The following is a 12,868-nucleotide window of genomic DNA, read 5'->3' on the forward strand; positions in this document are numbered from 1 at the left end:
AGCTGCGTCGTCGCAGTTCTTATGTGTGGCCACTACTCAGCTTTATGTCGCAAGCGCTTGTTCTTTCCAGTTTTTTGACGTTAAAAGCGCCCGCCGGTGTATCATTGCGCCCGTCAGCCCCGCCGGGGCTTATGGAACACCTCCATGGACTTACCCAGTAGTGACTCAGTACCCCGTTCTACCAATCATGAATTGACTGATTGATCCTTCCGGCGTGCCCCGCTGCTGGGAGTGGAGTTCGCCTATGACCGAAGTTGAAGTAAAGAAAACACAAGAAAGCCTGCAGGATCGCCTGGCTCAAGTCGTCGAGCTGCTGCAGCGCCAGCGCGTGGTCGAAGACCTGACGCACCGCCAGGAAGGCGCGAACAATGATCGGGTCGAGAACCTGGTCCACCGGCAGAACCTCGTCGAGCTGCAACGCAAACTCGATGACCTGCACTCCGCCGACGTCGCCTATATCCTCGAAGCCTTGCCGCTGAATGACCGCCTGACGCTGTGGCAGTTGGTCAAGGCTGATCGCGACGGCGACATCCTCCTCGAAGTATCCGACTCGGTCCGTGAGACCTTGATCGCCGACATGGACGATCATGAGCTCCTGGCTGCCGCCAAGGACATGGATGCCGACGAACTCGCTGACCTGGCTTCCGAGCTGCCGCGTGACGTCGTCCATGAGCTGATGGAAACCCTCGACGGCCAACAGCGTGAGCGTGTGCGCTCGGCGTTGTCTTACGACGAGGAGCAGGTCGGTGCGTTGATGGACTTCGAGATGGTCACCATCCGCGAAGACGTCAGCCTGGAAGTGGTTCTGCGTTACCTGCGCCGCCTCAAGGAGCTGCCAGGCCACACCGACAAACTGTTCGTGGTGGATTACGAAGGCATCCTCAAGGGTGTGCTGCCGATCAAGCGCCTGTTGGTAAATGACCCGGACAAGAAAGTCGCGGACGTCATGGCCAGTGATCCGGTAAGTTTCCATCCCGACGAGGATGCTTACGACGCTGCCCAGGCGTTCGAGCGTTATGACTTGATCTCGGCCCCGGTGGTCGACAAGAACGGTAAGCTGATCGGCCGTCTGACCATCGATGAAATGGTCGACCTGATTCGTGAGGAGAGCGAAAGCGAAGTCCTCAACATGGCCGGCCTGCGCGAAGAAGAAGATATTTTTGCGTCGGTCTGGAAGTCCCTGCGTAACCGCTGGGCCTGGCTTGCGGTCAATCTGATTACTGCGTTTATTGCTTCACGGGTCATCGGCCTGTTTGAAGGCTCCATCGAGAAGCTGGTGGCCTTGGCCGCACTGATGCCGATTGTGGCGGGCATTGGGGGTAACTCGGGTAACCAGACCATCACCATGATCGTGCGCGCCATGGCGTTGGACCAGGTGGGTACCGGCCACGGTAAGCGTTTGATGCGCAAGGAGCTGGCGGTTGCGTTGATCAATGGCGTGGTGTGGGGGGGTGTCATCGGTATCGTGGCGTACCTGCTGTATGGCAGTTGGTCGCTTGGGGTGGTGATGACTGCGGCCATGACACTTAACCTGCTGTTGGCGGCCCTGATGGGGGTTCTGATTCCAATGACCCTGGTGCGCCTTGGGAGAGACCCGGCCATGGGCGCCAGTGTAATGATCACGGCCATGACCGACAGTGGTGGCTTCTTTATCTTCCTTGGCCTGGCCACTATCTTCCTGCTTTGATCCTTTCTTTCGGCCAGGGGCTTTTGCCCCTTGGCTCTCTCTTTATCAAATCCCAGGCAAAAAAAAGCCAGCGCATGGCTGGCTTTCAGCTTTCGGTTGCCAATCAGTTGGCTTCTGCAGCTGCCTCAACGTCGTGTGCGATAAGCGAGACGAGAGCATTTTGCTGGCGGTGGGAAAGCTGACGAAAACGCTGCAGCAGTTCGCGTTCGTGCAGTGACAGTTCGGGGCTGTCCAGGCGCATGCTCAGCTCGTCGCCCAGCGCACCTTCCTGAATCAGGCTTTGTTCCAGGCGTGCGATGATTTCGGAGTTCATGCTGCGATGATGATTGCGAGCCACTTCGGCAATGCGTTCCCGCATTCCGTCTGGCAGACGTACGACGAACTTGTCAGCCGTACGGCTGGAATAAATTGCCTGTTTCAATGGGCGCATATATTTAACCGGTTAGTTCAGGGGAGCGGTTTTTGGAATTGGCCGCAAGATGCATGTTAGGACAAGACTTGCTGCCAAATGTTCAACCTGAATTGCAAAGAGGCCGCATCATGCCTTAGATTTGCCAGTTCCTTGGCGTCAATTCTGTGACAAATATTGAACCGGCTACCGGCTTTATGCCAGTACTCATTTCAAAATTTGCGGACTGGTTGGAAAAATTTCCGCGGGCACATCCAAATGGGTGTGGAGGCCGCAGGCCCTGGGCGAAAAAGGCTTTTCGGCGGCATATCGTATAGCAATATGGCCTTTTGCCCTTAACTTTAAGATTAGTGGCAAATTGCCAATTTACGAGGGCGAAGCGACATATGGTCAGCCGTTCGGACGGGCGTCGCGGCTATCTGCAAGGGGGGGTGACAAGCGGGGGTGGTTCAGCGCAGTACAGGATCAAACTTGATACGGCGACCAATAATGATGGCCAGTACCCACAGGCTGCCAAATACGCCGGCGGCAACAAACGAAACCGTCTGTACGTCTTGTGACAACACGTTCAAGCCGAGGCAGGCAGCGCACAGGGCCAGGGTCAACAACAGCCAGGCGGACTTGGTCATGAAATACTCCGTTAAGCGGTTCAGAAAACCCAGTGTTCAGTTGCAGGGGCGGCTTGGGTGCCCTGGGTCAATTGCAGCGGTGATTGCATGCTCGGTTTCATGACCGCCAACTGCGGGCGTTGCTGCAGGTGGTGGGGAATCGCCTGGCTGACCTGCGCCGCATCATCCGAGTTGCTGGATTGAAAATGGAACATCACCAGCGCAGCCAGTGCAACGGTATTGAGGGCTAGTAGAAGTGCGCTGTTCATGTGCATGTTCTCCGCAGGTGGCTGGGCCGGACTGTATTTGTAGGATAATGGATTGCAGGCGCCGTGCCAGTCTTTATTTGTAAATAAATCCTTTAAAATCAGCTAGTTAAATACTTACAAAACCACTGTGGTGTTGCAATTTGCAATGATGGCATTTTGGGGGAGTGCATTTTGCACGATGGGTGCAAAGCTCCCGTAATCGTTGAGTGGAACGCGACGTGCTGCCGCGGGCATGGGCCTACGCTTAAAAAGCCCACGGACGACATGACAAAATTCACCCGCGCCGTTAACATGCACGCCGTCCGTCGCGGTGCCTCTGGCCCGATGGATGTCATTAGTCCCAGTAGCTCAATTGGATAGAGCATCCCCCTCCTAAGGGGAAGGTTGGCCGTTCGAACCGGCCCTGGGACACCACATAACCGTTCCTGCCCAAGCGGGCGAGGCGCCAGGAAGCCCCGACCAGATTTATCTGGCGGGGCTTTTTTGTGGCCGGTCGCCTGGCGTAGCAGTCTTTTCAAACACCAACCGAACCTTGCCGGCGTTTGAGGTTCACACGGGAGGCAAGGGCCGGGCGCAAGTATTCGTCCGCATCGTGTACCTCGCAGGTCGCTGTCGAGCGTCTGACACGTAGCCAGTTAACTTGAGCAAAATAATCCCCGGCAATCGCGTGTTTTGGCTGTCCGGACCCGACGACGCGGGACTATCATTCCGGTAGCCCTGACCCCCCCACTGCAAGGAGCCGCTCGGAACGCCGATGCGCCAGATCTGGAAATCTTTTCGAGCCCTTTATTTTGCTTCCTTGATGATGCTGATCGGCTCCGGCCTGCTCAGTACTTACCTGGCCTTGCGCCTGGCGGCAGACCACGTCGACAGCCTGTGGGTCGGTGCGTTGATGGCCGCCAACTATTTTGGCCTGGTATTGGGGGGCAAGATCGGTCACCGCCTGATTGCCCGGGTCGGGCATATCCGCGCCTATGCCACCTGCGCCGGGATCGTCGGCGCCGCGGTGCTCGGGCATGGCCTGATCAATTGGCTGCCGGCCTGGATCGTGCTGCGGATGATCGTCGGCCTTGGCATGATGTGCCAGTACATGGTCATCGAGAGCTGGCTCAACGAACAGGCCGACGCCAAGCAGCGAGGTGTAGTGTTCAGCGGTTATATGATCGCGTCCTACCTGGGCCTGGTGCTGGGCCAGTTGATTCTTGTGATGCACCCCGAGTTGGGGCTTGAGTTGCTGATGCTGGTCGCGCTGTGTTTTGCGCTGTGCCTGGTGCCGGTGGCCATGACCCGGCGCATTCACCCGGCGCCGCTGCATCCGGCGCCGATGGAACCACGCTTCTTTATCAAGCGGGTGCCGCAGTCCCTCAGTACGGTGTTGGGCGCCGGGCTGATCGTGGGTTCGTTCTATGGTTTGGCGCCGCTCTACGCGTCCCAGCAGGGGCTCACCACCGAGCAGGTCGGTCTGTTCATGGGTAGCTGCATTTTTGCCGGGCTGCTGGTGCAGTGGCCGCTGGGTTGGTTGTCTGATCGTTACGACCGCGCATTGTTGATCCGCTGCTTTGCCTTGTGCCTGGCAGTGGCCGCGCTGCCGTTGGCGATCATGACCCAGGTGCCGCTGGAGGTGCTGTTTGTGGCGGGCTTCCTTTGCTCCCTGGTGCAGTTCTGCCTGTACCCGTTGGCTGTGGCGTTTTCCAACGATCACGTCGAGGGGGATCGCCGGGTGTCGCTCACGGCGATGTTGCTGGTGACCTACGGTGTGGGCGCCAGTATCGGCCCGCTGTTGGCCGGTGTGGTGATGAAGCTGTTCGGCAGCCACATGCTGTATGCGTTTTTCAGCCTGTGTGCGTTGATCCTGGTCTGGCGTATCCGGCCCAAGGCGGTCACCAATCTGCATCAGGTGGACGACGCACCGCTGCATCACGTGGCAATGCCCGACAGCATGTCCAGCTCGCCGTTGGTGGCGTGCCTCGACCCGCGCGTGGATGAGCAGGTAGTGCAGGAGCAGATGCAAACCGCCGTCCCGGATCCCGAGCCTGAGGTTGGCCCCGAAGTGGAAGAGCCAGCACCGGTCACGGAGCCCCCGGAGCATCCAGACCCGGATGATCACCCTCACGACTTGAGCAGGGCGCGCCCCTGAAAACAAAAAAACGGGCAGCTCCCTTGAGGAGCTGCCCGTTTTTTTATCGCGACCTTTTACTGCTTAAAGGTCGTCGTCCTTGTCAAACCGCCGCGCTTCACGCTGCAGCTGGTACACAAACCGTTCGACCTGGCGCTGTACCAGCCCGCTCATGTTGTGAAAGCGTACGCCGGCAAACGTCGTATTGATCCTTTCTTCGAAGTGCAGGTAACGCAGTTCCACCGCAGTGGTCATGCTGCCGAAGGGCAGGGCGGCAATAAAGCGGTCGTAGACCTGGCCCAATTGCAGGCGCTCGGAGATATCGCCCTCAAAGCGCAATTTGCAGCCAGTGGCAGAAATGTCCAGCAGCTTGCCGCTGATCGGCGCCTTGAGTTTTTCACCACCCAGCTCGACACTGACCAGTTGCGCCAGTTTGAGGGCGGCGCGGAAGGCATTGCGGCGCTGATGGTAAATCACTTCGTCGGGCATGCTGCCGCGGTACACGCGGTGGCCATTGGCTTCATCGAGGGTCAGGTTGCCGTTGCTTTCCCAGGCCACTCGCACGCCATCATGAAAACCTTCGATGCGGAAAGCTTCGCCATTCTCAAGGTAGCGTTCGCCGTCGCGCGGAATCATTTCGTCCAGGGCCAGTGACTGGCTGTCCCGGTCGACTTCGACCAGGTAGCTTTGGAAGCGCTGGTTGCGTTCGTGGAAGGTGATGATCAGCGGGTCGTGGCTTTCTTGCAGCATCCGCAAAGTGCCGGCGATTTCCAGAGGCGTGGTGAGTACCTTGGGTGGCTGCGGAGCATCTTCCGCGTTGAGGGCGTTGAACACGGTTCTTCCATCTCCAGACAAAATACGACTACACGCAAGCGCTGTCATTTTGCCAGTATGTGGCACGCCTTGGATAGGGCGCGCTTAAACTGGTTTCAGGCTTGGCTGCGGGTGCTTGGCTTGGCCAGGCGCGAGGTGGAGCCTTGAGCGTTGTAGAGGGCCGGAGGCTCGCCGCCGTGGAGGATACGCAACTGATTGGCGGTCGTGGCTTGTTGACGCTGGATGGCCTGGCCGTTGAGGGTGTTGGTTTCCTGGCACAGGGTCAGCAACTGGTTGAGTTCTTTGCTCTGGGCCAGCAACTGGTCGCCCACTGTAGAGTGGCTGGCGAGTTGCTCCAGGCCTTTGTGGTCGGCCGGCAGGCCCAGGCTGACGAGAATCTGGCTGCGCTTCTTGCCGTGCTGTTCCAGCAGGACGATCAGCGATTGCTTGCGCGCCAGAATTTCTTCCAGCGTAAGCATGTCGCGGCCGAACAGGGCCAGGGACTCTTCCCGAAGTAACTCCAGCAAGTGCTGTGCGGGAGCCAAATCTTCAATGATCAGTTGTAGCAAGTTTTCGTCGTGCATGGCTGGCCTTGGGGTTTAAGCGTCCAAAAGCCTGGCGCAGGCCTTTGCCTAGCGCTCGGCTTCGAAGTTAAGCAGCTTGCTGGCTACACGGTTGCTGTCGACCTTATAGCTGCCATCAGCAATCGCCTGCTTCAATTCAGCCACGCGGGCTTTATTGACAACCGGTTGATCGCTCAGCGAGTCAGTGACCTTCTGCAACTGTTGAGCCTCATTGCTCAGGTGTACCGATTCCCCGCTTTGGCTGGCACCGGCCTGTTCTGTCTTGGCAGGCAGAGGCTGGGACTTGGCTTCAACGCTGTCTTTGGCACCGTTGGTGCGCGAAGAACCGGGCGTTGGCAGGGCGTTATTCAAACGACTGAAATCGATGACCATGTTAAAAAACCTCTGGGTATTTGGACGCTTGCCATGTTTTCGGCCATACCCGGACAAACTTTAGGCTCGATTGACAATAAACCTATGCGCGATGCTGCTTTGCGCACAGTGTAGGAAAAGCTGGCGTCCTATGCCAGTGATCTATAACGCCACCTCAACCTGCCCCGGTGCAGTTACCCGGGCCTTGATCACTCGGTTGGAGTTCAGGTTCTTGACGCGAATCTGTTCACTCATGCCGCCATTGGACAGGGCTTCCCCCGGCATTTTTACATTCAGGCCGCCGCTGCTGGCGGAAATCACCACCTGGTCACCTTTTCGCACCACTTCGGCCTGTTCAAGATGGACCAGGGTAATCACCTGGTCGGCCACCATTGGTCGGGTAAGTTTTTGCCCGATCGCCTGGTCAAGGGTCGTGAGGTAGCCCTGGTTGATCAGGCTGATGTCCCGCTCGCGCATCGCAACGTCTTCATAGCCAATGATCCCGGTACGTTTCAGGGGGCGGGTAACCACCACTACGTCGCGAAACAACTTGACCTGGGCCGGCACGAACACTGTCCAGGGCGATGCGCCTTCGCAGCGTACCTTTACGGTCACACGCCCGATGGGTTGGGCCGGGCTTTCCAGGCTGGCTGTCAATTCCTTGTCGCACATGGGCATGCGCAGGCGCGGATCCAGTTGGTTGACCTGGATTTCATAGCGCCCGGGTGTCTGCGTGGTAGCCAGATAATCTTCTACAGTGAACTCAAGAAAGCCTTGAGTGACGCCGATAAGCAGATCAGGCAAGGTGACGTTATCGGCGCGGGTTGCTTGGCCTGTGGCCAAGACAAGCAACGCCATCGAGGCGCAGAGCAATCTGCGGTACTGTGGGGATCGGAGGCGTCGGGAAACTGTCGTTTTGATATCCATGGCCAATAAAAAAGCAAAGCTCGTGCCGTTTAGTGTTGGGTGCGCGTCGTACCCCTAAGTTTTAGCGTAGGAGTCTGGGCATGGCCGGTGTAATGGATTCAGTAAACCAGCGCACACAGCTGGTAGGGCAGAATCGCCTGGAGTTGCTGCTGTTTCGTCTGGACGGCAAGCAGCTGTACGGGATTAACGTCTTCAAGGTTCGGGAAGTGCTGCAATGTCCCAAGCTGACAATAATGCCCAAGTCCAGCCCGGTGGTGTGTGGTGTGGCCAGCATCCGTGGCGCGACGATCCCGATTCTTGACCTGGCAATGGCAACCGGTTCGGCCGGTTTGCAGGACCGTGAGAATCCGTTTGTGATCATCACCGAGTACAACACCAAGACCCAGGGTTTCCTGGTGCGCTCGGTGGAACGCATCGTCAACATGAACTGGGAAGAGATCCATCCGCCGCCCAAGGGCACGGGGCGCGATCACTACCTCACGGCGGTGACGCGGGTCGACAACCAGTTGGTGGAGATCATCGACGTAGAGAAAATCCTCGCCGAAGTGGCCCCGACCTCGGAGGCGATCTCGGTCGGCGTAGTAGACGCCGAAACCGCACACAAGGCGATCTCGCTGCGGGTGCTGACGGTGGACGACTCCTCGGTGGCGCGCAAGCAGGTGTCTCGTTGCCTGCAGACGGTGGGCGTTGAAGTGGTGGCGCTCAATGACGGGCGCCAGGCCCTGGACTACCTGCGCAAGCTGGTGGATGAGGGCAAGAAGCCGGAAGAAGAATTCCTGATGATGATCTCCGACATCGAGATGCCGGAAATGGACGGCTACACCCTCACGGCCGAGATACGCAACGACCCACGCATGCAAAAACTACATATCATCCTGCATACTTCGTTGTCGGGTGTATTCAATCAGGCGATGGTCAAGAAGGTCGGTGCCGATGACTTCCTGGCCAAGTTCCGCCCTGATGACCTGGCATCCCGGGTAGTCGACCGGATCAAGGCAGCAGATCACGGCTAGGGGCTTTTTCCCTGGCGGTCACACGATTTAAGAGGCGGTATCATTGTCTACGGGTAATTTGGATTTCGAACAGTTCCGGGTCTTCCTGGAAAAAGCCTGTGGCATATTGCTCGGTGAAAACAAGCAGTACCTGGTATCCAGCCGTCTCAACAAACTGATGGAGCAGCAAGGCATCAAGTCCCTCGGGGAGTTGGTGCAACGGATCCAGGGCCAACCGCGCAGCGGGCTCAAGGAAATGGTGGTCGATGCCATGACCACCAATGAAACCTTGTGGTTTCGTGATACCTATCCGTTTGAAGTGCTTAAGAGCAAGGTGCTGCCCGAGGCGATCAAGGCTGCGCCCGGCCAGCGCTTGCGCATTTGGTCGGCCGCGTGTTCGTCGGGGCAGGAGCCGTATTCGATTTCGATGTCCATCGATGAGTTCGAGCGGACCAACCTGGGCCAGTTAAAGGCCGGTGCGCAAATCGTGGCCACTGACTTGTCCGGCACCATGCTCACCAACTGCAAGACCGGCGAGTACGATAGCCTGGCGCTGGGGCGCGGGTTGTCGCAGGAGCGCCTGCAACGCTTCTTTGATCCCAAGGGCGCCGGGCGCTGGGCGGTGAAGGCACCGATCAAGAGCCGGGTTGAGTTTCGCTCGTTCAACCTGCTGGACAGCTACGCCAGCCTCGGCAAGTTCGACATGGTGTTTTGCCGCAACGTGTTGATCTACTTCTCGGCAGAAGTGAAGAAAGACATCTTGTTGCGCATCCACGGCACCCTCAAGCGTGGCGGCTATCTGTTCCTGGGCGCTTCCGAGGCGCTGAACGGTTTGCCGGATCATTACCAGATGGTGCAGTGCAGCCCCGGGATCATTTACCAGGCCAAGTGATGAATGCATGAACAAAAAGGGAGGCCCGCACAGGCCTCCCTTTTTTATGGCGGTAAAGCGGCAAGCCCTTATTGCCGCTTTACTGGCGTTTCGCGGAAGCCCTTTGCCGCTTTTCTGGCATTGCCGCCGGCAATGTCCTCGCAAACCCTTGATTTACGGCGCTCAAGCAACTTGGCATGGCCCTTGCTAAAACCCTTGTTACGAAAAGCAGGTCAGCCTAAAGGTTTCCGCCATGAGCATCAGCTTCGATAAAGCGCTCGGTATCCACGAACAAGCCCTGGGCTTCCGCGCCCAGCGTGCCGAAGTCCTGGCCAACAACATTGCCAACGCCGACACCCCGAACTACAAGGCTCGGGACCTGGACTTCTCTGCCGTGCTCGCCGCCCAGCAAGACAAGACCAAGAACGGCACCTTCGCCCTGAACATGACCAACAGCCGTCATATCGAAGCGCAAGGCCTGGGTAATGGTGACGAGTCGCTGCTGTATCGCACGCCGATGCAACCGTCGATCGACCAGAACACCGTGGACGCCCAGCTGGAGCAATCCGCCTACGCCGAGAACTCGGTGAACTTCCAGGCCAGCTTCACCCTGCTCAACAGTAAATTCAAAGGGCTGATGTCTGCCCTGCGTGGAGAGTAAGCCATGTCCCTCGCCAGTGTTTTTAATATTGCCGGTAGTGGCATGAGCGCGCAGACCACGCGCCTCAACACCGTCGCCAGTAACATCGCCAACGCCGAGACCGTGTCGTCGAGCATTGACCAGACCTACCGCGCCCGGCACCCGGTGTTCGCCACCATGTTCCAGGGCGGCCAAGGCGGCCAGAGCGGCAGCGGCGATTCGCTGTTCCAGAACCAGGATGCCGCAGGCCAAGGTGTACAGGTGCTCGGTGTGGTCGAAGACCAAAGCAACCTCGACGCCCGCTACGAACCGAACCATCCGGCTGCCGACGCCAAAGGGTACGTTTACTACCCCAACGTCAACGTGGTCGAGGAAATGGCAGACATGATTTCCGCCAGCCGCTCGTTCCAGACCAACGCGGAAATGATGAACACCGCCAAAACCATGATGCAGAAAGTCCTGACCCTGGGTCAGTGAAAAGGGGCGCCAAATAATGGCCATTGTTGATACCAGTTCGACGAACACGGCGGTCCAGGATCTTTTCAACACCAAGGTCAAGACGGCTACAGATAACACCAGCGTCGGTGACGCCGCCAAGTCGGCGACGGGCAACCAGGCGATGGGCAAGGACGCGTTCCTGCAATTGCTGGTGACCCAGCTGAAAAACCAGGACCCGCTGTCGCCCCAGGACAATGGCGCGTTCGTGGCACAACTGGCGCAGTTCAGCAGTCTGGAAGGCATCAACAACCTGAATGACTCGGTAAATGCGATTTCCAGCAACTTCAGCTCCTCCCAGGCGCTGCAGGCTTCATCGCTGGTGGGCCGCTCGGTGATCACCCAGACCGACAAGGCGATGGTCGATACCAGCAAGAGCATGACCGGTTCCGTGGCGGTGACAGCGGCGACGGGCAACGTCTCCGTCAAGATCACTGACAAGGACGGCAACGTTGTTCGCACCCTCGACATGGGCGCCCAGAGCGCCGGCAGTTCCAGCTTTGTCTGGGACGGCAAGACCGATGCGGGTGAGACGGCGCCTGCCGGCACCTACACCTTCAATGCCGCCACCAAGAATGACAAAGGCGACTCGGTGGCCCTCGCCACCTCGTTGCCGGCAACAGTGACCAGCGTAACCCTGAGCCAGACCGGCGGTGAAATGGTGCTCAACCTGGCGGGCGGCATGGGCAGTATCAAGCTGTCGCAAATTCAGACTATCGGTACATAGAGCCGGCTAAATACGGCAAAAGGAGAGAACAATGTCTTTTAATATCGGCCTTAGCGGTCTCTATGCGGCCAACAAACAACTGGACGTGACCGGCAACAACATCGCCAACGTCGCGACCACCGGCTTCAAGTCGTCCCGTGCCGAATTCTCGGATATCTACGCGGCTTCCAAGCTGGGTACCGGCCAGAACAGCGTCGGCAACGGCGTAAACCTGGCGGCTGTGTCCCAGCAGTTCACCCAGGGTGACGTCAACAACAGCGGCGGCACGCTGGACATGGCGATCCAGGGCGGTGGCTTCTTCGTGCAGAAGGGCAGCGACGGTTCGCTGGAATACACCCGTAACGGTGCTTTCCGTGCAGACAAGGACGGCTACATCACCAACAACACCGGCACCTCGCGCCTGCAAGGCTACGCAGCGGATGCCGATGGCAACATTCAGAAGGGCGGCTTGACCGACCTGCAGCTCAACCTGTCGTACCTGCCGCCGCAGGCTTCGAGCAAGGTGGACTCCACCAGTAACCTGAACTCCTCCGAGACGGCGATCGACCAGACGGCGCACCCGTTTGATCCGACCAAATCGGACAGCTTCACCACTCAGTACACCACCACGCTCTACGATACGCAGGGTAACGCGCATCCGATGGTGCAGTACCTGGTGAAGACAGACTCCAACACGTGGAAGTCCTACACCCTGATCGATGGGCGCAACCCTGACGGCTCGCCCATCAGTGGCTCCGGCACTGACGTCAAGGCACCTGTTGCCTCGACGCTGTCGTTTGACACTTCCGGCAAGCTCTCGGGGATCATTACCCCGCCAGCCACCGCTTCCAATACCACCCTGACCATTTCCGACTGGAAGCCGGGCGGCCTGGTCAATGGCGTCTGGACACCTAACGGCGCGGCCGCCAATACCGACGGCGTAGCCGTCAACATGGCGAGCATCACCCAGTACAACTCGGCCACCTACCGCAACCCGCCGACCACCGATGGCTACGCCACCGGCCAAATCACCGGGCTGAAAATCGACGGCAGCGGTGTACTGTTCGCCACGTTCAGCAACCAGCAGAGCAAGGCCATCGGCCAGATTTCCCTGGCCAGCTTCAACAACGAGCAGGGCCTGCAGCCAGCCGGCGGCACCACCTGGAAAGAAACCTTTGCTTCGGGCCAGCCGGGTTTTGATACCCCGCAAGTCGGTACCCTGGGTTCGATCGTGGCCAACTCCCTGGAAAACTCCAACGTCAACCTGACCAACGAGTTGGTGGACCTGATCAAGGCCCAGAGCAACTACCAGGCGAACGCCAAGACGATCTCCACCCAAAGCACCATCATGCAGACCATCATTCAGATGACCTGACGTTGTCGCTTTAAGCCGCTTTACC

At 58.3% G+C, this 12,868-nt stretch carries 15 protein-coding genes and 1 tRNA gene; 9 read left to right on the forward strand and 7 right to left on the reverse strand.

The window, feature by feature from the left end:
* Positions 1–244 precede the first annotated feature (244 nt).
* Positions 245–1,687 carry a magnesium transporter gene (gene mgtE / locus ACZRN6_RS04180; protein WP_323571039.1) on the forward strand — a complete coding sequence of 481 codons (1,443 nt, stop codon included), beginning with the start codon at positions 245–247 and terminating at the stop codon, positions 1,685–1,687.
* A gap of 103 nt (positions 1,688–1,790) precedes the next feature.
* Here mgtE and ACZRN6_RS04185 read toward each other — a convergent pair whose 3' ends face one another.
* From ACZRN6_RS04185 to ACZRN6_RS04195, 3 genes are all read right to left on the reverse strand, one after another.
* Positions 1,791–2,117 carry an Arc family DNA-binding protein gene (locus tag ACZRN6_RS04185; RefSeq protein ID WP_003175643.1) on the reverse strand — a complete coding sequence of 109 codons (327 nt, stop codon included), beginning with the start codon at positions 2,115–2,117 and terminating at the stop codon, positions 1,791–1,793.
* Positions 2,118–2,545: 428 nt separating this feature from the next.
* Positions 2,546–2,725 (reverse strand): PA3371 family protein, encoded by a 180-nt coding sequence (locus ACZRN6_RS04190; RefSeq protein ID WP_464007280.1) that lies wholly within the window; start codon positions 2,723–2,725, stop codon positions 2,546–2,548.
* A 20-nt stretch (positions 2,726–2,745) separates the two neighbouring features.
* The gene (locus ACZRN6_RS04195; RefSeq protein ID WP_464007281.1) at positions 2,746–2,973 is read right to left on the reverse strand and encodes a hypothetical protein; all 228 of its coding nucleotides are present in this window, start codon (positions 2,971–2,973) and stop codon (positions 2,746–2,748) included.
* A 337-nt stretch (positions 2,974–3,310) separates the two neighbouring features.
* Between ACZRN6_RS04195 and ACZRN6_RS04200 the strand changes: the two genes are divergently transcribed.
* Both ACZRN6_RS04200 and ACZRN6_RS04205 read left to right on the forward strand, forming a co-directional pair.
* Positions 3,311–3,387, forward strand: a tRNA-Arg gene (locus ACZRN6_RS04200).
* Positions 3,388–3,727: 340 nt separating this feature from the next.
* Positions 3,728–5,110, forward strand: coding sequence for an MFS transporter (locus ACZRN6_RS04205; protein WP_322146947.1), 1,383 nt, complete (start codon positions 3,728–3,730; stop codon positions 5,108–5,110).
* 63 nt (positions 5,111–5,173) lie between these two features.
* On the opposite strand, the gene ACZRN6_RS04210 is transcribed toward ACZRN6_RS04205, so the two are convergent.
* The 4 genes from ACZRN6_RS04210 to flgA form a co-directional block, all read right to left on the reverse strand.
* On the reverse strand, positions 5,174–5,923 hold the full coding sequence (locus ACZRN6_RS04210) for a flagellar brake protein (RefSeq protein WP_322146945.1): 750 nt from the start codon (positions 5,921–5,923) through the stop codon (positions 5,174–5,176).
* Between the two features lie 95 nt (positions 5,924–6,018).
* Positions 6,019–6,486, reverse strand: a complete 468-nt coding sequence (locus tag ACZRN6_RS04215; RefSeq protein ID WP_464007282.1) for a flagella synthesis protein FlgN — start codon at positions 6,484–6,486, stop codon at positions 6,019–6,021.
* Between the two features lie 48 nt (positions 6,487–6,534).
* Complete coding sequence (flgM, locus tag ACZRN6_RS04220; protein ID WP_003214254.1) at positions 6,535–6,858, reverse strand: flagellar biosynthesis anti-sigma factor FlgM; 324 nt, start codon at positions 6,856–6,858, stop codon at positions 6,535–6,537.
* A gap of 141 nt (positions 6,859–6,999) precedes the next feature.
* The gene (gene flgA / locus ACZRN6_RS04225; protein WP_322146939.1) at positions 7,000–7,764 is read right to left on the reverse strand and encodes a flagellar basal body P-ring formation chaperone FlgA; all 765 of its coding nucleotides are present in this window, start codon (positions 7,762–7,764) and stop codon (positions 7,000–7,002) included.
* Positions 7,765–7,844: 80 nt separating this feature from the next.
* Here flgA and ACZRN6_RS04230 point away from each other — a divergent pair, with 80 nt between their 5' ends.
* From ACZRN6_RS04230 to flgE, 6 genes are all read left to right on the forward strand, one after another.
* Entirely contained in the window at positions 7,845–8,777 is a 933-nt protein-coding gene (locus ACZRN6_RS04230) for a chemotaxis protein CheV (protein WP_322146937.1), read from the forward strand.
* A 43-nt stretch (positions 8,778–8,820) separates the two neighbouring features.
* Positions 8,821–9,648, forward strand: a complete 828-nt coding sequence (gene cheR, locus ACZRN6_RS04235; RefSeq protein ID WP_322146935.1) for a protein-glutamate O-methyltransferase CheR — start codon at positions 8,821–8,823, stop codon at positions 9,646–9,648.
* A gap of 232 nt (positions 9,649–9,880) precedes the next feature.
* Positions 9,881–10,288, forward strand: coding sequence for a flagellar basal body rod protein FlgB (flgB, locus tag ACZRN6_RS04240; RefSeq protein WP_003214246.1), 408 nt, complete (start codon positions 9,881–9,883; stop codon positions 10,286–10,288).
* Between the two features lie 3 nt (positions 10,289–10,291).
* Positions 10,292–10,744, forward strand: a complete 453-nt coding sequence (gene flgC, locus ACZRN6_RS04245) for a flagellar basal body rod protein FlgC (protein WP_017475856.1) — start codon at positions 10,292–10,294, stop codon at positions 10,742–10,744.
* Between the two features lie 16 nt (positions 10,745–10,760).
* Positions 10,761–11,489, forward strand: a complete 729-nt coding sequence (gene flgD, locus ACZRN6_RS04250; RefSeq protein ID WP_322146932.1) for a flagellar hook assembly protein FlgD — start codon at positions 10,761–10,763, stop codon at positions 11,487–11,489.
* Between the two features lie 31 nt (positions 11,490–11,520).
* On the forward strand, positions 11,521–12,843 hold the full coding sequence (gene flgE, locus ACZRN6_RS04255; RefSeq protein WP_322146930.1) for a flagellar hook protein FlgE: 1,323 nt from the start codon (positions 11,521–11,523) through the stop codon (positions 12,841–12,843).
* The last annotated feature ends 25 nt before the right edge of the window (positions 12,844–12,868 follow it).

Source organism: Pseudomonas sp. A125, assembly GCF_055409485.1.